The organism is Humibacillus xanthopallidus, from assembly GCF_044793955.1.
Classification (GTDB): Bacteria; Actinomycetota; Actinomycetes; order Actinomycetales; family Dermatophilaceae; genus Humibacillus; species Humibacillus xanthopallidus_C.
Genome location: NZ_CP084995.1, coordinates 1,429,474 through 1,453,040, shown reverse-complemented (window position 1 = coordinate 1,453,040; position 23,567 = coordinate 1,429,474). Strand labels below are relative to the sequence as shown.

Genomic DNA, 23,567 nt, shown 5'->3' with positions numbered 1-23,567 from the left:
GTGCGGCATACCTGCTCGTCGTTTGACCTCAAGCCTGCTTGAACTTTTACGGTCGGGGGATGACCCCACCGGAAAATGGCGTGAGGCACACCGCGCGCCGACCTAAAATGGGGCAAGTGATCTCACTGCCCCACGCCGATCCCGGCACGCCCGACCTGGCCAGCCCCACGGCATACCTGCGGTGGGTCGGCAAGGGGCAGTGGCGCACCCTCGTCATCGCGATCGCCTTCGGCATCGTGTGGCTCGTGAGCCAGGCGCTCTTCCCCGCCGCGATGGGCAAGGCGATCGACGAGGGCATCATCGGCGCCGACCCCGGCTCGCTGCTCCTGTGGTGCGGCGTCCTGCTCGGCCTCGTCGTCGTCAGCGCCCTGTCGGGGGCGATGCGCCACAAGTACGCCGTCGCCAACTGGCTGCAGGGCGCCTTCCGGTCGGCCCAGCTCATCGGCCACCAGACGGCCGGCACCGGCGAGGCGCTGACCCGCACCGTGCCGACCGGCGACGTCGTCGCGACCGTGAGCTCCGACGCGATGCGCATCGGCGGCCTCTACGACGTGACCGCGCGCTTCGTCGGGTCGGTCGTGTCCTACGTCGTCGTGGCGCTCATCCTGCTGCGCGCGTCGGTGACCCTCGGCCTCGTCGTGCTCATCGGCGTGCCGGTGCTCGTCGCGTGCCTCAGCCTCATCGTGCGCCCGCTCCAGGCCCGCCAGCTCGCCCAGCGTGAGGAGGCCGGCCGGCTCATCGGGCTCGGTGCCGACACCGTCGCCGGGCTGCGCGTGCTGCGCGGCATCGGTGGCGAGCACACCTTCCTGCGTCGGTATGCCGTGCAGTCGCAGTCCGTGCGCACCGTGGGCAACAGGGTCGCCGGCTACCAGGCGGCGCTCGACGCGGCGCAGGTGCTGCTGCCCGGCATCTTCGTGCTCATCGTCGTGTGGCTCGGGGCGCGTTTCGCCATCGAGGGCGAGATCACGGCCGGCCAGCTCGTCGCCTTCTACGGCTACACGGCCTTCCTCGTCATCCCGCTGCGCACGGCGACCGAGATGGTCGACCGGGCCACCCGCGCGCACATCGGGGCGGGCAAGCTCATCCGGATCCTGCGGGTGCGGCCCGACCAGGTCGAGGCAGGCCGCACGCTCCCGCTGCCCACGGCGGCGGCGCGCCTCGTCGAGCCGCGCAGCGGCGTCAGCATCGAGCCGGGCCGCTTCACCGTCGTCGTGTCGGCGCGGCCCGAGGACTCTGCGGTCCTCGCCGACCGCCTCGGCAGGTTCGGCGCCGAGGAGACCGAGGCGCGCCTCGACGGCACCCGCCTCGCCGACGCGCCGCTCGCCGAGCTGCGGCGACGGATCGTCGTCTCCGAGACCGACCCCCGCCTCTTCACCGGCACGCTGCGCGACGAGCTCGACCCGTGGGGCGAGCACGACGACGCGACGATCCTCGCCGCGCTCTCGGTCGCCAGCGGCGACGACGTGCTCGAAGCACTTCCCGGCGGCCTCGACAACGAGGTCGAGGAGCGCGGCCGCGCCTTCTCGGGTGGTCAGCGCCAGCGCCTCGCGCTCACCCGGGCGCTGCTCACCGACGCCGAGACCCTTGTGCTCGTCGAGCCGACGAGCGCCGTCGACGCGCACACCGAGGCCCGCATCGCCGCGCGGCTCACCGCGGCCCGGAAGGGCCGCACGACGGTCGTCATGTCGGCGAGCCCGCTCATCCTCGACCGAGCCGACCACGTCGTCTTCCTGCGCGACGGCAAGGCCGTCGCCACCGGCACCCACCAGCAGCTCATGACCGAGCATCCCGACTACCGGCGCACCGTCGTCCGAGGGGAGGAGGACTGATGTCGCTCACGCCGACCCCATCCACCCGCACCCTGCCCGTCGCCGACACCGCGTCGGTCAGGGCCCACACCCGCGGTCTGCTGCGCCGGCACCGCGGCAGCCTGCTGCGCGTCATCGGCCTGCACACGATCGCTGCCGTCGCAGCGCTCGTCGCCCCCCGCGTCATCGGCCTGCTCGTCGACGAGATCAGCAACGGGCGCTCGCTCGAGGTCGTCAACACCCTCGCCCTCTGGATCGCCGGGGCCGTGGTCGTGCAGACCGTCGTCACCTGGTTCGCCCGCCGGGCGTCGTTCGTCATGGGCGAGACGGTCTTCGCCGAGCTGCGCGAGCAGTTCATGGGCCGCGTCGTCGAGCTGCCGCTGTCGACCGTCGAGCGGGCCGGCACCGGCGACCTCGTCTCGCGCACGACCAACGACGTCGAGGCGCTCTCGCACGTCATCCGCTTCGGGGTGCCCTCGATCTTCGTCGGGGCCGTCACGACGACGATCACCGTCATCGCCGCCTTCGTCACCGGGTGGCAGGTGGCCCTCGCCGTCGTCGTCGGCGTGCCGATCCTCGTGCTGTCGACGCGGCGCTACCTGCGTCACGCGCCGGAGGGCTACCTGCGCGAGCGGGCGACGTATGCCGTGCTCAACGGTGTCGTCACCGAGTCGGCCGACGGGGCGCGCACGGTCGACGCCCTGCGACTCTCGGGGCGTCGGCGTCGGCGCATGGACGAGGCCCTGCGCGACTGCTACGACGCCGAGGTCTACACGCTGAAGCTGCGCATGCGCTGGTTCCCCGCGGTCGAGTTCGCCTTCTTCATGCCCGTCGCCGTGACGCTGCTCTGGGGTGGCTGGCTCATCTCGCGCGACGTCGCGACCATCGGCACCGTGACCGCCGTCGCGCTCTACGTGCAGCAGATGGCGGGTCCGCTCGACGAGCTCATCTCGTGGCTCGACGAGATCCAGGTCGGGGCGACGTCGCTCGCCCGCGTCATCGGCATCGCCGACGTGCCGCCCGACCGCGCCGCGACCGGCGAGGAGCCGGCCGACGACCACCTGGACGTCGACGACGTGCACTACTCCTACCGGGCCGGGCGCGATGTGCTGCGCGGGGTCTCGCTCGACCTGCACCCGGGCGAGCGGCTCGCCATCGTCGGGCCGTCCGGGGCCGGCAAGTCGACCCTGGGCCGGCTCATGGCCGGCATCGACGGGCCGCGGGCGGGCCGGGTCGAGGTCGGTGGCGTGCGGCTCGTCGACCTCGAGCTCGCGCAGCTGCGCGGCCAGGTCGCCCTCGTGACGCAGGAGCACCACGTCTTCGTCGGCACGCTCGAGGACAACCTGCGCCTCGCCCGGCCGGAGGCGAGCCGCGATCAGCTGCTCGACGCGCTCGCTGCGGTCGATGCCCGCGAGTGGGCCGAGCAGCTGCCGCTCGGTCTCGACACGGCGGTCGGCTCCGGTGGTCACCGGCTCACCGAGCCGCAGGCCCAGCAGCTGGCCCTCGCCCGGCTCGTGCTCGCCGACCCGCACACGCTCGTGCTCGACGAGGCGACGTCGCTACTCGACCCCCGCGCTGCCCGGCACCTCGAGCGGTCGCTGGCGGCCGTCGTCGAGGGGCGCACGGTGGTGGCGATCGCGCACCGGCTCATGACCGCGCACGACGCCGACCGGGTCTGCGTGGTCGAGGACGGGTTGATCAGCGAGATCGGCTCGCATGAGGAGCTACTGGCCGCCGACGGGCCGTATGCCGCCCTGTGGCGCTCCTGGCGCGACGAGCCCCAGCCCGTCCGCTGACCACCCCTCCCCGTTCGAGGTGATGCCGGGCCCCACGTCAGGGCCGGCATCACCTCGAATCGGGCGGAAACGGCGCGTGACCTCGGGGCGGTCGCCTCGTTGTCAGGGTGGCGCGAGGCTCCACCCTGACCCCTTTTGGGTGACTCGCGCCCGGGTGGGGCCGTCTCTGAGGGGTGACGGCCCCATCCACCAGGGCTGGAGGGGCGCACAGCACTGCCGTGCCGCAGGTCGATCCCACGGCACGGCAGTGCTGGTCGGACTGGTGGTCGGACGAGGTTGGTCAGTCAGCGGAGTCGGCGCTCGCCGCACTGGCGGCACTCGCGGCACTCGCGGCACTGGCCTGCGCCGAGGAGACCGCCACCCGCTGCTGCACGACCGGGGCCGGGGAGTCAGCGCTCGCGACCGTGCGCACCTGGGGCCGCACCGGCGTGGGCGAGTCCGCACTCGCCGCCGAGGCAACCGCCACCCGGGGCGCGACCGCAGGCGAGTCGGCGCTCGCTGCCGAGGCCACGGCCGCACCGGGCGCCGGCGCGGGCGAGTCGGCCGACGCATTCGGTGAGTCCGTCGCTGAGGCGTTCGGTGAGTCCGCGCTCTCGGGAGAGGCGTCGACGTAGCCCGGGTCCCCAGGACTGTCCGAGGCCGAGTCAGCCGACTCCGTGGCCGACTCGTTCGGCGAGTCGGCACTCTCGGGGCTGTCGTCGGCACCCGGCTGGTCGAGCGACCCGGCGGCGAGCATCACAGCCGGTGCGCTGTCGGCCTGGGCCGGGCGGTCGTTGAGCCCGAGCGCCGCGGCGCCCAGGGTCCCGCCGGCTCCGAGCACCGCTGCGGCACCGACCACGACCCACTTCTTCGACACGTTCATCTCTCGTCCTCTCATCGCGCCCCCGAGGGGCTGCCTGTGTGCACTGGTGCACCCTGATGACTCCACGATGCGGTCGGCGGATGAGGCACCGAGGAGAGGTGCATGAGAGGACCCTCATGCAGCGGCGGGCCCGTGTCTCAGCGCGTGAAGCGGTAGCCCATCCCCCGCACCGTCTCGATGCACTCAGGGCCGAGCTTGCGGCGCAGGTAGCGCACATAGACGTCGACGACGTTGGACCCGGGGTCGAAGTCGTAGCCCCAGACGTGGCTCAGCAGCTGCTCCCGGGAGAGCACCTGGCCCGCGTTGCGCAGCAGGGTTTCCGCGAGCGCGAACTCCCGCGCCGAGAGGTCGACGACCCGGTGCCCCACGCTCGCTCGACGGGTGCGCAGGTCGAGCGACACGTCGCCGTGGCTGATGACGGTCGTCTCGGCCGAACCGGTCTCGCGCAGCCGGAGCCGCACCCGGGCGAGCAGCTCCTCGAAGCGGAAGGGCTTGCCCATGTAGTCGTCGGCCCCGCCCTCGAGACCCGCCACGGTGTCGCTGACGGAGTCACGAGCGGTGAGGATGACGACCGGCAGGGTGCTGCCGGAGCCGCGCAGCTGGTCGAGCACGCTGAAGCCGTCGAGCCCGGGCAGCCCGATGTCGAGGATCATGAGGTCGAAGTCGCCTGACATCGCGTAGTCGTAGGCGGTCACCCCGTCACCGACGACGGTCGGCGTGAAGCCGTTGGAGCGCAGACCCTTGTGGACGAACGAGGCGATGCGCTCCTCGTCCTCGGCGATGAGAATGCGATTCACGGTGCCACCTCCTGGGCGACGGGGTCAGGTGTGCTGTGCCTCTGGAGGCCATCGGGAGTGGCTGGCGTCTCGGTGCCACCACCGGCACCGGCTGGGGCCGGTCGTTGCCGCAGGGGCAGGATGATGGTGAAGACGGCGCCGGTGGGATGAGCGGGAGCGACCTCGACCCGGCCGTGGTGGGCCTCGGCGATCGCTCGCACGATGGCCAGGCCGAGCCCCGAGCCCTCGCTGCCGGGCTCCGCGCCGGGGCTGGTGCCTGGGCCTGGGCTGGTGCCGTGCCCGGGCCCCGGACCGGGGTCAGAGCCCACGCTGGCGTCGGAAGGCTGCTCGGACCCACCGCGCACGAAGCGCCCGAAGATGCGCTCCGCGTCCTCCGGCCGCACGCCCGGGCCCTCGTCGCGCACCCAGAGGCGCACCTCGTCGTCGTCGAGGCGCGATCCGATGGCGATGGTCGTGCCCGGCTCGCTGAACTTCACGGCGTTGTGCCCGAGCTGCAGCAGGGCCTGGGTCAGGCGCTGGCCGTCTGCGTGCACGACGCCCTCTGCCCGATGGTCGACGCGCCAGTCGCGTGGCCCGAGCGCGCGGGCCTTGTCGAGCACCTCGTCGGTGAAGGGACCGAGATCGACCGGACCGACCTCGACGAAGTCGGCTCGCTCGGCCTTGGCCAGCAGGATGAGGTCCTGGACGAGCCGGCCCATGCGGTCGAGCTCGTCGAGGAGCAGCGCGCGTGTCTCTGCGACGTCGACGGGGTCGTCGGGATCCATCAGCTCGAGGTGGCCGCGCACGATCGTCAGCGGCGTCTTGAGCTCGTGCCCCGCGTCGTCGAGGAACTCGCGCTGGGCCGCGAAGGCCGTCTCGAGACGGTCGAGCATGGCGTTGAAGGTGTCACCGAGCTCGGAGATGTCGTCTGCCCCGGCCACCTCCACCCGCTGGGAGAGATCGGTCTCGCTGATCCGCTGCGTCGTCTCACGGAGCCGGCTCAGGGGCCGCAGCAGGCGCCCGGCGACGACCCAGCCGACACCGCCGATGAGCAGCAGCGCGCCGACGGCGACGAGCGCGTAGGTGCGCATGAGGTCGGCCTGGGGTTGCATCTCACGGTCCACCGCAAACGCGATGACGTACTTCCCGCCCGCGGTGGAGCCGTCGACGCGCACCGGCACGACGGAGAGGCGCACCCGACCGACGGTGGGGACCTCGACGTCGGTCGTGACGACGTTGGGGGCGCCGTCATCGACGGCGGCGACGGCGGCGAGCACGGCCGGCGACGACGCCAGCTCCGGCAGCCCACCGGCCGAGTACTGGTCGGGCCGGCCCTCTCGGTAGGTCAGGAACATCTCGTTCTCACTCGGCACGTTGCGCTCGAGGGCGATGAGCAGCAGCTGCTGCACACTGCTGAACCGCTGGCCCGTCGCCGGGTCGACCCCCTCGGCAGCGAGCGTCCGGAACTCCTGCACCTCCTGGGCGAGCGCCGCATCGATGCGTTCGGCCGTGCGGCGGTTCTGGATCACGTCGGCGACAGCGCCCGAGGCGGCCAGACCCAGGGCCGACATGACGAGCACCGACGAGAGCACCCGGGCGCGCACCGAGACCCGCCGGCGGCGCGGCCGGTCGCCGGCCCGGTCGCCGGGCTCCTCGACGCTCGCGGGCTCCCGTCCTGCAGTCACGGTCCCCATGCTCCCCCATCGTCCGAGGTCGCAACCGGGGGGCCCGACAGCCATTCCTCGACGAGGTCGAGCCGCCTGGTCGTCGCGGTCGGCCACTGCGGGTCCTGCACCCGGTGCGGACCGGTGGCCAGCGACAGCGTGACGCCCGCGACCCGCGCCCGCAGCTCGTCGGGGTCGACCTGGCGAGCCAGCTCCCGCGCCCACCCGCGGGAGAGGCGCCGGAGCCGGTCCCGGTGCTGCTCGTCGATGGTGGCGAGCACCTCGACGTGCGCGACGAGACAGGCGAGGTCATCGGCGCGCCGCCCCGGTCCGGCCGAGTCGACGTCGAGCAGTCCGCTGATGCGCCCCTCGGACACGAGCAGCTGCGCCTCGTAGAGGTCGCCGTGGGTGGGGGCGTCGGCCGGCAACCCTGCGATGCGGCTCGCCACGACCGCGGCGAGCTCACGTGCGCGGTCAGCCTCAGCGGGCAGCACGGCACCGATGACCGCTGCGTAGTGCTCGGCGTGCTCGCTCCACGCCGGACGGTGCGGCAGCTCGAGCACGCCCTCGGGCAGCCGGTCGAGCAGGCCGACGACCTCGTCGGCCGTCGGGAGGGCCGCACCCGGCGCGCGGAGCCGTCCTCGCATCGGCGTCCCCGTCAGCGGCTCGAGCACGAGCACGCCGTCCTCGCTCCAGCCGAGGCTGCGCGGGACGGGCAGGCCGGCCTCCCGCAGCAGGACGTGCCTCCGGTGCAGGTCGTGCACGGTGCTCGGACGGACGACCTTGACGTAGACACCGGCTCCCGGAGCCCTGACCCGCAGCACCGCACGACGACGCGGTCGGTAGGCAGCGACCGAGACCTCCACGTCGGCCGCGGACACACCGGCGACGCCGAGGTCCCTGAGCAGCCGCGCGAGCGCTTCAGGGTCGGCAGCCGCGGCGAGCCCGGGGAGCCCGGGGTCCTGAGGGAAGCGCCAGACGGCCACCCGCCTCGACCCGTCGGACAGCTCGAGGACGCCGGGGAGGTCCGTGCCCACCGTCGACAGGCCGACGCTCGCACCGAGGGTCTGCCGGGCGCGCGCTCCGTCGTGCACGACCGTGGCGTCGTAGCTCGCGGTGCTGCTCGAGCCGGGGCGGTGGTCGACCTGGCGCACCCGCCACTCGATCAGCTCACCACCTGACGTCGCGACGGCGGCTGCGAGCAGGTCGTGAGCGTCCGCCCCCGTCAGCAGGGCAAGGTCAGGGTGCGTCACCCCTCAAGCGTCGGTCACCCAGGTGACGGGCAGATGAGCCCTTCATGAGACGGCTCTCATCTTCGGCGCGAGGCGGACGTAGGGCTCCCCCTGGGCGGGACGGCCGTCGGGCTCGTCGCGGGCGGGCCAGAGCGACAGAGCCCGCTCGGCCTGCGCGGTGATCGTCAGGCTGGGATTGACGCCGAGGTTGGCCGACACGGCGGCGCCGTCCACAACGTGCAGGCCCGGATAGCCCCAGACCCGGTGGTAGGGGTCGATCACGCCGCGGTCGGGCGAGTCGGAGATGACGGCACCTCCGAGGAAGTGAGCCGTCATGGGGATGTCGAGCACCTCGCCGATCGACGACCCCGCCGCGGCGCGCTCCCCCGTCGCGCGCTCGAGTCCCGCCGCGAGCTCGCGCACCGCGGCGTTGCCCTGCGGGATGTAGGTCGGGTTGGGTGCCCCGTGCCCCTGCGTCGAGGTGAGGCGCCAGCCGAGCAGCCCCCGCCGTCGCGACACGGTGATGGAGTTGTCGGAGGTCTGCATGACGAGCGAGATGACCGACCGCTCGCTCCACCGGTGGTTGGACAGCGACCGCGCGAGGACCACGGGGTGGCGGGCCGCCTGCCCCACGAAACGGAGCCACCGGGGTATGCCGTCGCCCCCGTCCACCTGCAACACCGCGAGCGCTCCCATGAGGTTGGACCCCTTGCCGTAGCGGACGTTCTCGAGGTGCGTGCTCTCGTCGATGTGGAAGCTCGATGTGATGGCCACCCCGCGGGTGAGGTCGACGCCGCGCGGCACCCGGGCGGTCATCGCCCCGCCCAGGGCCTCGGAGTTGGTGCGGGTCAGTTCTCCGAGACGTGGCGACAACCTCGGCAGGCCCCGCCCCTCCGGCTCGGCCCGCATCGCCTGGAGCAGCTGCGCCGTGCCCCACGCCCCGGCCGCCACGACGACCTGACCGGCCGTCACGGTGCGCTCCCCCGCCCGGCGCCGGCCCCACGCTCCGCTGCGAACGGTCGTGACGGCATACCCCCGCTCCGGCGACGCCGGGTCGAGCGGTCGCACCCGCGTCACCGTGCGCAGCGGCTCGATGGTCACGCCGCGGCCCTCGGCGAGGGCGAGGTAGTTCTTGACGAGCGTGTTCTTGGCGCCCACCCGGCAGCCGACCATGCAGTTGCCGCACTCGGTGCAGCCCGTGCGGTCGGGGCCGGCGCCGCCGAAGTAGGGATCCGGCACGCGTCGGCCCGGCTCACCGAAGAAGACCCCCACGGGTGTCCTGCGGAAGGTGTCGCCGACCCCCAGCGCGGTCGCCGTGTCGCGCATGAGCTGCTCGACCGGGCCGTCGCACGGGTTCATGACCACGCCGAGCATGCGCTGCGCGGTCGCGTAGTGCGGGGCGAGCTCGGCCTGCCAGTCGGTGATGTGGCCCCACTGCCGGTCGCGGAAGAACGGCGCCGGCGGCACGTAGAGGGTGTTGGCGTAATTGAGCGAACCGCCGCCGACCCCCGCACCCGCGAGGACGACGACGTCAGGCAACCGGTGGATGCGTTGCACGCCGAAGAGCCCGAGGTGCGGCGCCCAGAGGTAGCGGCGGACGTCCCAGCTCGTTCGGGCGAAGTCCTCGTCCTCGAAGCGGCGGCCCGCCTCGTAGACGTGGACGCCGTAGCCCTTCTCGGCGAGCCGCAGCGCAGCGACCGAGCCGCCGAAGCCGGAGCCGATGACGACGACGTCGTGGTCGTAGCTCATGGGCGCAGCCTACGGACGCGCCACCACCCTGACTACCGATCGGTAATAACGCTTCGGTCAGGCTCCGAGGTAGGGCGAGACGACGACCTCGACGCGCTGGAACTCCTTGACGTCGGAGTAGCCGGTCGTCGCCATCGCGCGACGCAGGGCGCCGATGATGTTGGTCGTGCCGTCGGCCTGGCGCCCCGGGCCGAAGAGGATCTCCTCGAGCGAGGCGTGCGCGCCGAGCTCGATGCGCTCGCCGCGCGGCAGCTCCGGGTGGTGCGCCTCGGGACCCCAGTGGTAGCCGGCGCCGGGGGCGTCGCTCGCCCGGGCGAGGGCGGCTCCGAGCATGACCGCGTCGGCGCCGCAGGCGACCGCCTTGACGATGTCGCCGGAGGTGCCGACACCACCGTCGGCGATGACGTGGACGTAGCGGCCGCCGGACTCGTCGAGGTAGTCACGGCGGGCCGCGGCGACGTCGGCGACGGCCGACGCCATCGGGGCGTGGATGCCGAGGGTGGTGCGGGTCGTGTGCGCGGCACCGCCGCCGAAGCCGACGAGCACCCCCGCGGCGCCGGTGCGCATGAGGTGCAGAGCCGCGGTGTAGGACGCGGCGCCGCCGACGATGACGGGCACGTCGAGCTCGTAGATGAAGCGCTTGAGGTTGAGCGGCTCGGCGCGACCCGAGACGTGCTCGGCCGAGACGGTGGTGCCGCGGATGACGAAGAGGTCGACGCCGGCGTCGACGACGCTCTTCCAGTGCTGCTGGGTGCGCTGCGGGGACAGGGCGCCCGCCACGGTGACGCCGGCCTCACGCAGCTGGTGCAGGCGCTCGGTGATCAGCTCGGGCTTGATCGGCTCGGCATAGATCTGCTGCATGCGCGAGGTCGCCGCGCCCGGGTCGAGCGAGGCGATCTCGGCGAGCTGCGTCGTGGGGTCCTCGTAGCGGGTCCACAGCCCCTCGAGGTCGAGCACTGGCAGGACACCGAGCTTGCCGAGGGCGATGGCGCTCTCGGGCGAGACGACCGAGTCCATCGGGGCGGCCATGACGGGGATGTCGAAGTGGTAGGCGTCGATCTGCCACGACACCGACACCTCCTCGGGGTCGCGGGTGCGCCGGGAGGGCACGACGGCGATGTCGTCGAAGGAGTAGGCGCGCCGACCGCGCTTGCCTCGGCCAATCTCGATCTCGGTCACCGGGCCACCCTATCGACCCGGCCACGAGCGGACGTATGCCGTCCCGCGGGCTCAGCGACGCGGCATACGTGCTCGAACGGCTGCGCCCCCACCCCGTCGAGTGCCCAGTTGCCCACGCCGAAAAACGAGCACTCGACGCGGGGGTGTCAGCCGATGGAGTAGTTGGGGGCCTCCACGATGCCCTGGATGTCGTGCGGGTGGCTCTCCTTGAGCGAGGCCGACGTGATGCGCACGAACTGACCCTTCTCCTGGAGCTCACCGATCGTGCGCGCGCCGACGTAGAACATCGACTGGCGCAGCCCGCCGAGCATCTGGTGTGCGACCTGCGAGAGGGGACCGCGGTAGGCGACCCGACCCTCGATGCCCTCGGGCACGATCTTGTCGTCGGAGTCGACCTCAGCCTGGAAGTAGCGGTCCTTGGAGTAGGACTTCTTGCCGCGCGAGCTCATGGCGCCGAGCGAGCCCATGCCGCGGTAGGCCTTGAACTGCTTGCCGTTGACGAAGATGAGCTCACCGGGGCTCTCCTCGCAGCCGGCGAGCAGCGACCCGATCATGACCGAGTCGGCGCCCGCGACGATCGCCTTGGCGATGTCGCCGGAGTACTGGAGGCCGCCGTCGGCGATGACCGGCACCCCGGCCGGCTTGCAGGCCTGGGCAGCCGCGTGCACCGCCGTGATCTGGGGCGCGCCGACGCCGGTGACGATGCGGGTCGTGCAGATCGAGCCGGGACCGACCCCGACCTTGATGGCGTCGGCACCCGCGTCGACGAAGGCCTGGGCGCCCTCGCGGGTCGCGACGTTGCCGCCGATGACCTGCACGTGGCGGGTGGCCGGGTCGCTCTTGAGGCGGTGCACCATCTCGATGAGCAGGCGCACGTGGCCGTGAGCGGTGTCGGCGATGAGGACGTCGACGCCGGCCTCGATGAGGGTCGTGGCGCGCTCCCACGCGTCACCGAAGTAGCCGATCGCCGCCCCGACCATGAGGCGGCCGTCGGCGTCGTTGCTCGCGTCGGGGAACTGCTCGCCCTTGACGAAGTCCTTGACGGTGATGAGACCGGCGAGGTGCCCCTCGTCGTCGACGATCGGCAGGCGCTCGCGCTTGTGCTGGCGCAGCAGTGACGTCGCCTCGTCGCGGCTGATGCCGACCGGCCCGGTGATGAGCGGCATCGGCGTCATGACGTCGCTCACGAGCGTCGTCGCCCACTCGGCGACCGGCGTGAAGCGCAGGTCACGGTTGGTCACCATGCCGATGAGCTTCTTGTCGTCCCCGATGACCGGCAGACCCGAGACGCGATACTCGCCGCAGATCGCGTCGAGCTCCTCGAGGGTGCGGTCGGGGCCGATCGTGATCGGGTTGCTGATCATGCCGGTCTGGGTCCGCTTGACGAGGTCGACCTGGTAGGCCTGGTCGGCGATCGAGAGGTTGCGGTGCAGCACCCCGATGCCGCCCTGGCGGGCCATCGCGATCGCCATGCGGGCCTCGGTCACGGTGTCCATCGCCGCTGAGATGAGCGGCGCCCGCAGCGTCAGCTCGCGGGTGAGGCGCGTCGAGGTGTCGATGTCGTTGGGGGCGAGGTCGCTGTAGCCCGGGAGGAGCAGCACGTCGTCGTAGGTCAGCCCCATCGGGGCGAAAGCAGCGGGGACGTCAGACGATCCGAGAGCCATTGCCCAAGTCTACGGGCCCGCGAGCGGGCCCCTGACCGGGCTGGGCGGAGTGGGTCAGGGACGTCGGGCGGCAGCGGTAGCCGCCTCGCCGGATGCCTGCCCGGCCGACTCGCTGGATGCCTGTCCTGCCGCCTGGCCGGCCGGTGCGCTGTCCGCGGCGTTCGGCCGCGACGAGGCCGCCGCGCCACCGACGGCCGAGCCCGCAACGGGTCGCGTGTCTCGAGCATCCGACGACTCCGAAGACTCAGACGACTCAGACGGCTCGCCGGTCTCCGTGGCCTCGTGCGACTCGTCCGCCTCGTCGGATGTGGCTGACGCGGCAGGCTCCTTGGCCTTGGCGGGGGCTGGGGACGCAGGCGCAGGACGACCGGTCTGCGCCGAGCGCGACGGCTGGCCAGCCGTCGCGGGCTGGCTCGACGGGGATGAGGGAGACGTCTGGGCCGACGAGTCAGCCCGGCTTGCGCCCCGCGATGCCTCCGACGGTGCCGGGCTCTCGCTCTGGGTCGAGCGGGCCGACTTCCTCGACGTCGTGCCGGCCTGGCTCGAGCCGGGTGCCACGAGCGCCGCCGACTCGGTCGGGGAGGTCGTCGTCGTGGGTGTCGGGGCCGGCGTCGGCACGGTCGTCGTGGGTGGGGTCACTGCGGTGGTCTTGACCTTGTCCTGGCCCTTGCCGGTCTTGCCGTTGTTGCCGGAGACCGGCTTCTTGCCGCTGGTCACGGTCTTGTCGTCGTCGTCGGTGCTCGGCTGCGCACCCACGGCTGTGGATGAGCCGGTGGAGCCTGAGGAGCCGACACCCGCGCCCACGGTCGGGGAGCCCAGCGCGGCGCCCTTGTCGTGGCCGTACGCGTAGGCGTTGCCGTCGTCGGTGCCCTTGCCCAGACCGCCGGGCACCTGCGGCGTGCCGGTGAGTCCGGCGAGACTGCCTCCGGCTGCCAGCGCTGCGGAGGCGCCGCTGATCTCACCGGGCCGGGCGACGGCCGCGGCGGGCACGAGCACGATCTGGCCGTCGGCGCGTCGCACGAGGACGAGCCCCCGGTCGGCGCCGAGCGCCGCCTCGGCGGCCGCGGGGATGCCGAGGCGCGTGAGCAGGGCACTCGGGCGATCGCTGGCGGCGTTCGCGTCCATGGCCCGCTCGATGCGGGCGCGCTCGGCCGCACCGGGAAGGTAGTGGGGCAGGGTGACGGCTGCCGCGACCCCGGCGCCCGACGCGCCCACGGTGATGATGGCGAAGGCGGCGAAGAGGCGCCGGCCGTGAGCCCGACGACGCCGCGCGCGGCCGGTCAGCGGCGTGTCGGCGTGAGCGGCCACGGCACACAGCAGCGCCGCCACGGGCTCGTCGCCGGCGGCCTGGCGACCGGCGAGCTGATCAAGCAGGAGGTCGTCGGCGATGAGGTCGTCGAGCGGGATCGGGTCGTTCATGCCACACCCCCTCGGCTGGACTCGGCGAGCATCGTCCGCAGCTTGGCCAGCGCTCGGTGCTGGGCGACCCGGATCGCGCCCGGCGACATGCCGAGAGCCGCGGCCGTCTCCTCGGTGGAGAGTCCGACGGCGACGCGCAGGGTGAGGATCTCGCGCTGCTGCACCGGCAGCTGCTGCATGAGGCTGAGCGCGGTCGCCGCCTCGTCGCGCATGACGGCCGTCGACTCGGGGCCCGGCGCGTCGTCGACCTCGTCGGGGACGTCGCAGACGGGCACGGGACCGCGCATCGCAGCGCGCTGCGCGTCGGCGAGCTTGCGCGCGGTGATCGTGTAGACGAAGGCCTCGAAGGGCAGGCCGCGCTCCTCGTAGGTCGGCAGGGCCGTCATCACAGCCATGCACACCTCCTGCGCGACGTCTTGGGCCGTGTCCTCGGCGCCGAAGCGACCGAGGCGGACACGCGCGTACTTCAGGGCCATGTCCCTGACGCGGGCCAGCAGCACGTCGCGCGCCTGGGTGTCGCGCGCGGCGGCAGCCGCCAGCTCACGAAGCGATGCGGGTGCGTCCACCCGTTCCATCGCCTCGAGGGCACCGGTCGTTACGCCGGCGCGCGAAGACCAAGCCAGACCCATGTGAGTTCTTCCCCCGAACTCCTCGTGTCACGCGGCGATGGGTCGCATCTCCGGTGACGCCTGTCAAAAGCGAGCCCATGCTAGGGCCTCGTCGGCACAACTGGGAGTTTCGTGGATCGAGACGTCCCTCCCGTGAGCATGCCATCCACATGGCGAATCTTGAACAAGTCTTGAAGATTCCGCTCTTTATCCGTGATCGGGTGCCCGGTTAGCGTCGATTCGCGGCCTCACCCCAGCAGGGCGGTGGGGTCACCGGACGACAGGCGGCACCGACACCGCCCGAGCGAAAGTCGAGTTTGATGGCAGAGATCACCCGCCTCCCCGGACCCGTAGCCGACCTGTGGGACTGGCAGCTCGACGGCGCCTGCCGTGGCGTCAGCCCCGAGGTCTTCTTCCACCCCGAGGGCGAGCGCGGCCCGCGCCGCCGCAACCGCGACGCCCAGGCCAAGGCCGTGTGCTCCGACTGCCCCGTCATGCTCGAGTGCCGATCACACGCGCTCGAGGTGCGCGAGCCCTACGGCGTCTGGGGCGGCCTCACCGAGGCCGAGCGCGAGACCCTCTACGACGGGCCCCTGACGGGCTCCATCCAGGCGGCCTCCTGACGAGGCCAGCCCCCTAGCTCTCGGCCGCGCACACGACGGGGTCTGCGCCGGTCGAGACGCAGCGAGGGCCGCTCCCATCGGGAGCGGCCCTCGCCGTGCTTCTCGTGACTCTCGTGCTTCTTGTGCTTCTCGTGCCTCAGGAGGCATTAGGCGGCGGGGCTGCTCACGCAGCCGGTCGCCGTATGCCGGATGGCCGGGTCTCAGTGACCGTGGCCGTGCCCGTGGCCACCGGCGGCCGCGGGCTCCTCGTTCTCGGGCTTCTCGACGACGAGGGTGTCGGTCGTGAGGATCATCGAGGCGATCGACTCCGCGTTGCGCAGGGCCGAGCGGGTCACCTTGACCGGGTCGATGACGCCGGCGGCCATGAGGTCGCCGTACTCACCGGTGGCGGCGTTGAGGCCCTGGCCGAGGGGCAGCTCGGCCACCTTGGAGGTGACGACGTAGCCCTGCAGGCCGGCGTTCTCGGCGATCCAGCGCAGCGGCTCGGCAACGGCCTTGCGGACGATCGCCGCACCCGTCGCCTCGTCGCCCTCGAGACCGAGGCCGTCGATGACGACCGCGGCGTGGATGAGGGCGGTGCCGCCACCGGCGACGATGCCCTCCTCGATCGCGGCGCGGGTGGCCGAGATCGCGTCCTCGATGCGGTGCTTCTTCTCCTTGAGCTCGACCTCGGTGTGCGCGCCGACCTTGATGACGCAGACGCCGCCGGCGAGCTTGGCGAGGCGCTCCTGGAGCTTCTCACGGTCCCAGTCGGAGTCGGTGCGCTCGATCTCGGCCTTGATCTGGTGCACGCGGCCGGAGACCTCGGACTCCTCGCCGCTGCCGTCGATGATCGTCGTGTCGTCCTTGGTGATGACGACGCGGCGGGCCTGGCCGAGCACGGTCAGGTCGGCCTGGTCGAGGCTGAGCCCGACCTCGGGTGCGATGACCTGGCCACCGGTGAGGATGGCGAGGTCCTGGAGCATGGCCTTGCGGCGGTCGCCGAAGCCCGGCGCCTTGACCGCGGCGACGTTGAAGGTGCCGCGGATCTTGTTGACGACGAGCGTCGAGAGGGCCTCGCCGTCGACGTCCTCGGCGATGATGAGCAGCGGCTTGCCCGACTGCACGACCTTCTCGAGGACCGGCAGCACCTCGGCGACGGCCGAGACCTTGCCCTGGTTGATGAGGATGTAGGCGTCCTCGAGGACGGTCTCCATGCGCTCGGTGTCGGTGACGAAGTAGGCCGACAGGTAGCCCTTGTCGAACTGCATGCCCTCGGTGAACTCGAGCTCCGTGGCGGTCGTCGAGGACTCCTCGACGGTGATGACGCCGTCCTTGCCGACCTTGTCGAAGGCCTCGCCGATGAGAGTGCCGAGGGTGGAGTCCTGGGCCGAGAGGGTCGCGACCGAAGCGATCTCGTCCTTGCCCTCGAGCTCACGGGCGTTGCGCAGCAGCTCGTCGTTGACGGCGGTCACGGCCTTGTCCATGCCGCGCTTGAGCGCGGCGGGGGCGGCACCGGCGGCAACGTTGCGCAGGCCTTCCTTGACCATGGCCTGGGCGAGCACGGTCGCGGTCGTCGTGCCGTCACCGGCGACGTCGTTGGTCTTGGTCGCGACCTCCTTGGCGAGCTGGGCGCCGAGGTTCTCGTAGGGGTCCTCGAGCTCGATCTCACGGGCGATGGTCACGCCGTCGTTGGTGATCGTGGGCGCGCCCCACTTCTTGTCGATGACGACGTTGCGGCCCTTCGGGCCGAGCGTCACCTTGACGGCGTTGGCGAGGGCGTCGACACCGCGCTCGAGGGACTTGCGGGCAGAGTCGTCAAACTCCAGCATTTTGGCCATGGTGTTCCTTCAGGCTCGGATTGCGTTGCGGCTGAGTGGATCTGGGGTGTGAAACCGAACGCACCCCGGGGAGACCCCGAGGGGCTCACCGGGGTGCGTTCACGGCATACAGCGGATGAGTGGTGCTCAGCCGACGATGGCGAGCACGTCACGGGCGGAGAGGATGAGGTACTCCTCGCCGCCGTACTTGACCTCGGTGCCGCCGTACTTGCTGTAGATGACCTTGTCGCCGACCTGGATGTCGAGCGGGACGCGCTCGTCGCCGTCCTCGTTCCAACGGCCGGGACCGACGGCCAGGACCTCGCCCTCCTGGGGCTTCTCCTTGGCGGTGTCCGGGATGACGAGGCCGGACGCGGTGGTCTGCTCGGCCTCGAGGGACTTGACGACGATGCGGTCTTCGAGCGGCTTGATGGAAACCGACACGGTGGTGACCTACCCTTCGGGACTTCTCGATAAAGGACATACGAACGGTGGCTCTTCGAGGCTGGTCGCCGTCGCGGGGGTCGACCGCCCTCGGAGAGGGAGCTGGCACTTTCGGGGTGAGAGTGCCAACAGGTCAAAATCTAGGCAGGCGTTAGCACTCGGTCAAGTCGAGTGCCAGAATTCGTGTCGCGCGGCCGTGATCGGCCTGCGCCCGCGAGCACCCTCGGACGACCCCCGGTCCGCCCGCGGGGCCGATTCCCGGCCGGGTGCGAGGATGGCGGTCATGGACGCCGCGCTGGTCGACCGCCTCTCCCGAGGTGAGGGCTGGGCACTGCTGTCGGCCCTCCCGCCCTATGACGAGGCGACCTCCCTCTCGCTGCAGGAGAGCCTGCGCGGCGCCGGCTTCGACGCCGAGCTCGTGGCGGGCGCCATGACGCAGTCGCGGCTGCGGGCGAGGGCGGTCGAGAAGTTCGGCGACTTCGCGGCCGGCATGCTCTTCACCCCCGACGCGCTCGAGCAGGCCACGCGGCTGCCGATCGCCGCCCGCCACGCGCAGCGGTATGCCGCCGCCGACGTCTCCGTCGTGCACGACCTCGGGTGTGGGCTGGGCTCCGACGCCATGGCGCTCAGCTCGCTCGAGATCGCGGTGCACGCGGTCGACGCCGACCCCGCGACGGCCCGGGTCGCGGCCGTCAACCTGCGCCACTGGCCCGCCTCGACGGCGGTGTGCGCCCGCGCCGAGGACATCGACCTGTCGGCCGCCGCGGTGGCCGGCGGCTCCCGGGTCGGCGCCTGGCTCGACCCCGCCCGGCGGGTCAGCGGTGTCGCCGACGCCCGCGGTCGCACGAAGCGGGTCTTCTCCCTCGATGCGATCTCGCCCTCGTGGGACCACGTGCAGCAGGTCGCCCGGCAGGTGCCGGCCACCGGCGCCAAGCTCTCCCCCTCGATGCCGCACGGGGCCGTGCCCGCCGGCGCCGAGGCGCAGTGGACGTCGTGGCACGGCGAGGTGCTCGAGTGCGCCGTGTGGTGGGGACCGCTCGTCACGACCGTGGGACGCACGGCCGCGGTGTGCACGGCCTCGTCGACGACCGTCGTGACGCAGGCCGACGCCGCACCCGGGGCCGACCACCCGGGGCTGACCTCCGTGCACGACCTCGGCGAGTGGCTCTACGAGCCCGACCGCGCGGTCATCCGGGCGGGCCTGACCGGCGCGCTCGTGGCGGCCGTCGACGGGGCCGAGCTCGCCACCGGAGTCGGCTACGTCACCGCTGCCGGCGCGCACGAGCTGCCGTGGGCCAGGCGCTATCGCATCGTCGAGGCGATGCCCCTGTCGACGAAGCGGCTCGCCCGGTGGCTGCGCGACCAGGGGTATGACCGCGTCACGATCAAGAAGCGTGGCGTCACCCTCGACGCCGACGTGCTGCGACGGCAGCTGAAGATGACCGGTCGGGGCAAGGGTGGCTCCGAGGCGACCCTCGTGCTGACCCGCGTCGGTGGCGGCCAGGTCGCCCTCGTCGTCACCCCCGCCTAGCGGCAGCCCCGGTCTCGCCGTCCGCGCCACCACCCGCGCCGTCCGCGCCGGTGGCCGCACCTCCCGCACCACCATCCGCGGCGTAGAGGGCGTGCAACGCTCCCCACGTCTCGTCCCAGTCGGGAAGGGCGACGCCGCTCAGCCACGCCTCGAGGCGACGGACGTAGGTGTCCCACCCAGCGGCATACCCGGTGGCCTGCGTGGGCCTGATCCCCGTGTGCCGCAGCCGCAGGCGCGCGCCGGCGGGGTCCTGCGCGACCTCGACGGTCACGACCGACACCGCGTCGGCCTGCGGCCACTCCCAAGTGAAGCCCGTCGGGGCCGTGCACGCCGTGACGCGGCACCGCGGCGTGTCGTCGTCGTCGAAGTGGATCACGAAGGTGCCGCCCTCCTCGAGGTCCCCGCTCACCGGCGCAAACCACCGCGCCAGGCGGTCGGGGTCGGTGCAGGCCTCCCACAGGTCGGCCACGCTCGTGCGATAGAGCCGGTCGAAGGTGACGACGCGCGTGCCGCCATCACTGGAGTCGGTCGGGTCGGCGATGCGGCCGAGAAGTTCGGTGGGGGTGGTCACTGGCATGCCTTTCGGTCGGCCCGCGAGCCGCGGGCGATCTCGGTCTCGAGGGCGTCGAGGCGCTGGTCCCAGAAGGAGCGGACCGAGCGGCACCACTGCTCGACGTCGTCGAGGGCGGTGGGCGCCAGCCGGTAGACCCGCCGCTGCGCCACCGCCTCGGCCTCGACGAGCCCGGCCTCGCGCAGCACCCGGAGGTGGCGCGAGACGCCCGGGCGGGCGAGGTCGAAGAGGTCGGCGATCTGGCCGGCCGTCATCGGCTCGTGCGCCAGCCGCTCGACGATGGTGCGCCGCGTCGGATCGGCCAGGGCCTCGAATGCTCCGCTCACCTCTTTAGCGTAACTCTATGGTTACGTAACCCGCAAGGTAAGCAAGGTGTCAGAGAGACGCGTCGGGCTGGGCGCCGCTCCACCGCACCGCCTGCGCCCCGGCGGCGTTGCCGGCCTCGAGAGCCGTCTGCTGATCGGCGCCGGATGCGAGTGCAGCCGCCAGCGCCCCGCAGAAGGCGTCGCCCGCTCCGACCGTGTCGCCGATCTCCTCGGGCGGCACGGGCGCGCCGTCCACCCCCGCGAGGCCCCACCGGGCCCCGGCTGCTCCGAAGGTGACGAGCAGCGACTCGGGCACGAGGTCGGAGTCGGCGAGCAGGGCCATCTCCGACTCGTTCACGACGACCGGGTCGGCGAGCGCGATGACGTCGGGCGGCAGGGCGGCATACGGGGCGAGGTTGATGACGACACGGGCACCCGCGTCACTGGCGGCGCGCGCGGCCCACGCGAGAGTCTCGAGGTGCACCTCGAGCGAGCACAGGAGCACGTCGCCCGGACCGAGGCGCCCGGCCGCCGCCACGAGAGCGGGGTCCCGCTCGCCGTTCGCGCCGGCGATGACGATGATCGAGTTCTCGCCGTGGTCGTCCACGGTGATGAGGGCGGTGCCGGTGGGCGCCGCGCTGCTCGTGGCGACGGCCGCACCGTCGATGCCGAGTCCGGCGAGCCGCGAGCGGTAGGCGGCGCCTGCCTCGTCGGCACCGAGTCGCGCGAGCATCTGCACCGCGGCCCCGGCGCGCGCGGCTGCGGCGGCCTGGTTGCCGCCCTTCCCGCCGGCGAAGCGCCCGCCGGGTCGGCCGAGCACGGTCTCTCCGGGCCGGGGGTGGCGCTCCACGAGCGTCACGACGTCGACGTTGAGCGAGCCGAGCACGGCGACCCTGCCCATCAGGACTCCCCCGCCGCGCCGAGGAGGGTCTCGCGCCACAGTCGGGAGTAGGCGTCGCCGTCGACCCCGAGCGCCACGTGCACCCGCACCGGTGCCTCGCCGTGCGGGTCGTGCTTCATGTCCCCGGACCAGTCGCGGCGGTCGACGATGGTGCGCCCGCGTGACCACGTGCCCGCCAGCTCGACGCGCACCGGCAGCATCGTGGTCGCCAGCGACGCCCGGTCGATGACCGCGCACACGGCACCGGCGTCGCCGATCGTGGAGGCGTCGCGCTGGAAGCGCTCGTGCTGGAACTGCAGGAGCAGTCCCCCGAGCTCGGCCGCCCCACGGCCGCCGACCGCGACGAGCTCGGCGGCCTCCTCGCGAGTGACGACAGGCTTGTAGAAAACCTCCAGCCCATACATCGTCACCGGGATGCCGAGGTCGGCGGCCGCGTCGAGCGCGATCGCGGCGGCCTCGGGGTCGTGGAAGACGTTGAACTCGGCGGACGCTGTCGCATTGCCGACGTCGGCCGCGCCGGCCATGAAGACGATCTCCGAGATCCCTTCTGCTGCTTCGGGATACGTGCGCAGGAGGAGGGCGATGTTGGTGAGCGGGGCCAGGGGGACGAGCGTGACCGCACGTCCCTCGGCTGCGGCCTCACGGCATACGTCACGCAGCAGCTCGACGGCATGGCGAGGGTCGGGGCGGGCCTCCGGAGCCGGCCAGCCGAGGTCGCCCATGCCGTCGTCGCCGTGCACGTGGCGCGCATCGACGGGGTGCTCGAGCAGGGGCCGGGAGGCTCCCCGGGCCACCGGCACGTCGGTGCGACCGGCGGCCTGGAGCGCGACGAGCGTGTTGCGCACGACATCGTCGACCGGGGCGTTGCCGCCGACGCACGACACCGCGCGCAGGTCGAGGTCGGGGTGCAGCGCGGCGAGCAGCAGGGCGCAGGCGTCGTCGACGCCCGTGTCGACGTCGAGCACGATCGGGACGGGACGGGAGGTGTGGGCGGGGCTCGTCACCTCGGCAAACTACCGTTTCGGCGCCGCTGGGGCATGGGCCGCGGGTCGGGTGGGGCGCGCCTCACCGGTTAGGGTCGTGCGGTGCCCAGCCGTATGCCGTCCCGTGCCACCCTGCCCGTCGCCCTCGTCCTGACGTCGCTCGTCGCGGCGTGCTCGACGGGCAGCGCGACCGACGGTGGGGCGACGGGTGCAGCAGGCGCGGCGACCAGCCCGTCCAATCCCTCGAGCGTGGTCACCTCCAGCGCGCCGCCCACCAGCCCCGACACCCCCTCGGCCACCGCCACCGCGACGCCTGACGCCACGACGGCGCAACCCACGTCGCCATCGTCGTGTGCGACCGAGATCGTCGAGGGCCTCGACGCGGACGAGCGGGCCGGGCAGCTGCTCATGGTCGGCCTCGACGACGGCGCGTCGCGCTCGAGTCTCGACCGTCTCGTGGCGCGCCGGCACCTCGGCGGCGTCATCCTGCTCGGCGGCTGGGGCGAGGGCACCGCGGCGGTCAGCACGACGACGAGCCACCTCGAGGGGCTGGCCTCGCCGGAGGCGACGGCGGGCCTCGGCCTGCTCATCGCCGCCGACCAGGAGGGTGGCGCCGTGCAACAGCTGAAGGGTGACGGCTTCAGCACCATCCCGTCGGCGCGCGTGCAGGGTCGGGGCAGCGCCGCCGACCTCGAGGCCGACGCGACCCGCTGGGGGCGTCAGCTCGCCCGGGCCGGCATCAACGTCAACCTCGCCCCCGTGGCCGACACCGTGCCGGCCTCCCTCGGCACGGGCAACGGCCCGATCGGGCAGTACGGCCGCCAGTTCTCCAGTGACCCCGAGCGGGTCGCGACGATGGTGCCCGCCTTCATCGCCGGCATGCGCGCGGGCGGGGTCGCGAGCACCATCAAGCACTTCCCCGGCATCGGGCGCATCGTCGGCAACACCGATGTCACCGCCCGCGGCATCACCGACTCGCGCACCACCGTCGACGACCCCTACCTCGAGCCGTTCCAGGCCGGCATCGACGCCGACGTCGAGCTCGTCATGGTCAGCTCGGCGATCTATCCGAAGCTCGACCCGGACACCAATGCCTCATTCTCGAAGCCGATCGTCACCGACCTGCTTCGCGAGCGGCTCGGCTGGCAGGGCGTCGTCATCACCGACGACGTCGGCGCCGCCAAGGCCGTCTCGGCGGTGCCCGTGGGCGAGCGGGCCACTCGCTTCGTCGACGCCGGTGGCGACATCGTGCTGAGCGCGCCGCCGTCGACGATCCCGACGATGCACGACGCCCTCACGGACGAGATGGCCGACGACCCCGCCTTCGCCGCCAAGGTCGAGGCCGCCGCCACCCGCGTCGTCGACCTCAAGCTCCGCATGAAGCTCGCCACCTGCCCCTGACCCGCCGTCGTGTGCCCCCTGCCCGGCACCCCCACAGAGTCGAGTGCTCACTTTCTGACACACCACCACCCGGGCCGACGGACCGCCACGGGCAGCCACCCGCGCATGCGGCCACGCTCACGACACGGCTGCCGCGAATTCGTGGCGGTCCCTGTGCCGAGCCGAGCCGGTGGAAACTGCCCACTCGACTGTGAGAAGGCGGGCGGTCGGCTGCCGGTGGGGAGCGGCATCGGCGGCGCCCACGGCATACGG

At 72.6% G+C, this 23,567-nt stretch carries 20 protein-coding genes; 5 read left to right on the top strand and 15 right to left on the bottom strand.

What is annotated here, in order from left to right:
- Positions 1-116 precede the first annotated feature (116 nt).
- Both LG278_RS06525 and LG278_RS06520 read left to right on the top strand, forming a co-directional pair.
- Complete coding sequence (locus LG278_RS06525; protein WP_404392100.1) at positions 117-1,829, top strand: ABC transporter ATP-binding protein; 1,713 nt, start codon at positions 117-119, stop codon at positions 1,827-1,829.
- Positions 1,829-3,604 (top strand): ABC transporter ATP-binding protein, encoded by a 1,776-nt coding sequence (locus LG278_RS06520; RefSeq protein WP_404392098.1) that lies wholly within the window; start codon positions 1,829-1,831, stop codon positions 3,602-3,604. The genes LG278_RS06525 and LG278_RS06520 overlap by 1 nt, the downstream gene beginning before the upstream one ends.
- A gap of 280 nt (positions 3,605-3,884) precedes the next feature.
- On the opposite strand, the gene LG278_RS06515 is transcribed toward LG278_RS06520, so the two are convergent.
- The 9 genes from LG278_RS06515 to LG278_RS06475 form a co-directional block, all read right to left on the bottom strand.
- Positions 3,885-4,466, bottom strand: coding sequence for a hypothetical protein (locus LG278_RS06515; protein WP_404392096.1), 582 nt, complete (start codon positions 4,464-4,466; stop codon positions 3,885-3,887).
- Positions 4,467-4,603: 137 nt separating this feature from the next.
- Positions 4,604-5,263, bottom strand: coding sequence for a response regulator transcription factor (locus LG278_RS06510; RefSeq protein WP_404392095.1), 660 nt, complete (start codon positions 5,261-5,263; stop codon positions 4,604-4,606).
- Positions 5,260-6,927, bottom strand: coding sequence for an ATP-binding protein (locus LG278_RS06505; protein WP_404392093.1), 1,668 nt, complete (start codon positions 6,925-6,927; stop codon positions 5,260-5,262). The genes LG278_RS06510 and LG278_RS06505 overlap by 4 nt, the downstream gene beginning before the upstream one ends.
- Positions 6,924-8,159, bottom strand: a complete 1,236-nt coding sequence (locus tag LG278_RS06500; RefSeq protein WP_404392091.1) for an aminoglycoside phosphotransferase — start codon at positions 8,157-8,159, stop codon at positions 6,924-6,926. The genes LG278_RS06505 and LG278_RS06500 overlap by 4 nt, the downstream gene beginning before the upstream one ends.
- A gap of 42 nt (positions 8,160-8,201) precedes the next feature.
- Positions 8,202-9,887, bottom strand: coding sequence for a GMC oxidoreductase (locus LG278_RS06495; protein WP_404392090.1), 1,686 nt, complete (start codon positions 9,885-9,887; stop codon positions 8,202-8,204).
- A gap of 57 nt (positions 9,888-9,944) precedes the next feature.
- Positions 9,945-11,066 carry a GuaB3 family IMP dehydrogenase-related protein gene (locus LG278_RS06490; RefSeq protein WP_404392088.1) on the bottom strand — a complete coding sequence of 374 codons (1,122 nt, stop codon included), beginning with the start codon at positions 11,064-11,066 and terminating at the stop codon, positions 9,945-9,947.
- A gap of 146 nt (positions 11,067-11,212) precedes the next feature.
- On the bottom strand, positions 11,213-12,730 hold the full coding sequence (guaB, locus tag LG278_RS06485) for an IMP dehydrogenase (RefSeq protein ID WP_404392086.1): 1,518 nt from the start codon (positions 12,728-12,730) through the stop codon (positions 11,213-11,215).
- A gap of 54 nt (positions 12,731-12,784) precedes the next feature.
- Complete coding sequence (locus tag LG278_RS06480) at positions 12,785-14,149, bottom strand: hypothetical protein (RefSeq protein ID WP_404392084.1); 1,365 nt, start codon at positions 14,147-14,149, stop codon at positions 12,785-12,787.
- Complete coding sequence (locus LG278_RS06475; protein ID WP_404392082.1) at positions 14,146-14,724, bottom strand: sigma-70 family RNA polymerase sigma factor; 579 nt, start codon at positions 14,722-14,724, stop codon at positions 14,146-14,148. Before LG278_RS06475 ends, LG278_RS06480 begins: the two co-directional genes overlap by 4 nt.
- A gap of 353 nt (positions 14,725-15,077) precedes the next feature.
- On the opposite strand from LG278_RS06475, the gene LG278_RS06470 reads away from it, so the two are divergent.
- Positions 15,078-15,380 carry a WhiB family transcriptional regulator gene (locus tag LG278_RS06470; RefSeq protein WP_404392081.1) on the top strand — a complete coding sequence of 101 codons (303 nt, stop codon included), beginning with the start codon at positions 15,078-15,080 and terminating at the stop codon, positions 15,378-15,380.
- Between the two features lie 200 nt (positions 15,381-15,580).
- Here LG278_RS06470 and groL read toward each other — a convergent pair whose 3' ends face one another.
- Entirely contained in the window at positions 15,581-17,200 is a 1,620-nt protein-coding gene (gene groL / locus LG278_RS06465; protein ID WP_404392079.1) for a chaperonin GroEL, read from the bottom strand.
- 126 nt (positions 17,201-17,326) lie between these two features.
- Positions 17,327-17,623 carry a co-chaperone GroES gene (groES, locus tag LG278_RS06460; RefSeq protein WP_404392078.1) on the bottom strand — a complete coding sequence of 99 codons (297 nt, stop codon included), beginning with the start codon at positions 17,621-17,623 and terminating at the stop codon, positions 17,327-17,329.
- A 283-nt stretch (positions 17,624-17,906) separates the two neighbouring features.
- On the opposite strand from groES, the gene LG278_RS06455 reads away from it, so the two are divergent.
- Complete coding sequence (locus tag LG278_RS06455; protein WP_404392077.1) at positions 17,907-19,154, top strand: class I SAM-dependent methyltransferase; 1,248 nt, start codon at positions 17,907-17,909, stop codon at positions 19,152-19,154.
- On the opposite strand, the gene LG278_RS06450 is transcribed toward LG278_RS06455, so the two are convergent.
- From LG278_RS06450 to LG278_RS06435, 4 genes are read right to left on the bottom strand one after another with little or no spacing between them, the layout of a single operon-like run.
- The gene (locus LG278_RS06450) at positions 19,141-19,725 is read right to left on the bottom strand and encodes an SRPBCC family protein (protein ID WP_404392076.1); all 585 of its coding nucleotides are present in this window, start codon (positions 19,723-19,725) and stop codon (positions 19,141-19,143) included. The two genes, LG278_RS06455 and LG278_RS06450, sit on opposite strands and share 14 nt — an antisense overlap.
- On the bottom strand, positions 19,722-20,051 hold the full coding sequence (locus LG278_RS06445; RefSeq protein ID WP_404392074.1) for a metalloregulator ArsR/SmtB family transcription factor: 330 nt from the start codon (positions 20,049-20,051) through the stop codon (positions 19,722-19,724). The genes LG278_RS06450 and LG278_RS06445 overlap by 4 nt, the downstream gene beginning before the upstream one ends.
- A 49-nt stretch (positions 20,052-20,100) precedes the next feature.
- Positions 20,101-20,931: a PfkB family carbohydrate kinase gene (locus LG278_RS06440; RefSeq protein ID WP_404392072.1), complete on the bottom strand. Its 831-nt coding sequence runs from the start codon at positions 20,929-20,931 to the stop codon at positions 20,101-20,103.
- Positions 20,931-21,935, bottom strand: coding sequence for a nucleoside hydrolase (locus LG278_RS06435; RefSeq protein ID WP_404392070.1), 1,005 nt, complete (start codon positions 21,933-21,935; stop codon positions 20,931-20,933). Before LG278_RS06435 ends, LG278_RS06440 begins: the two co-directional genes overlap by 1 nt.
- A gap of 81 nt (positions 21,936-22,016) precedes the next feature.
- On the opposite strand from LG278_RS06435, the gene LG278_RS06430 reads away from it, so the two are divergent.
- On the top strand, positions 22,017-23,315 hold the full coding sequence (locus LG278_RS06430; RefSeq protein WP_404392068.1) for a glycoside hydrolase family 3 N-terminal domain-containing protein: 1,299 nt from the start codon (positions 22,017-22,019) through the stop codon (positions 23,313-23,315).
- The last annotated feature ends 252 nt before the right edge of the window (positions 23,316-23,567 follow it).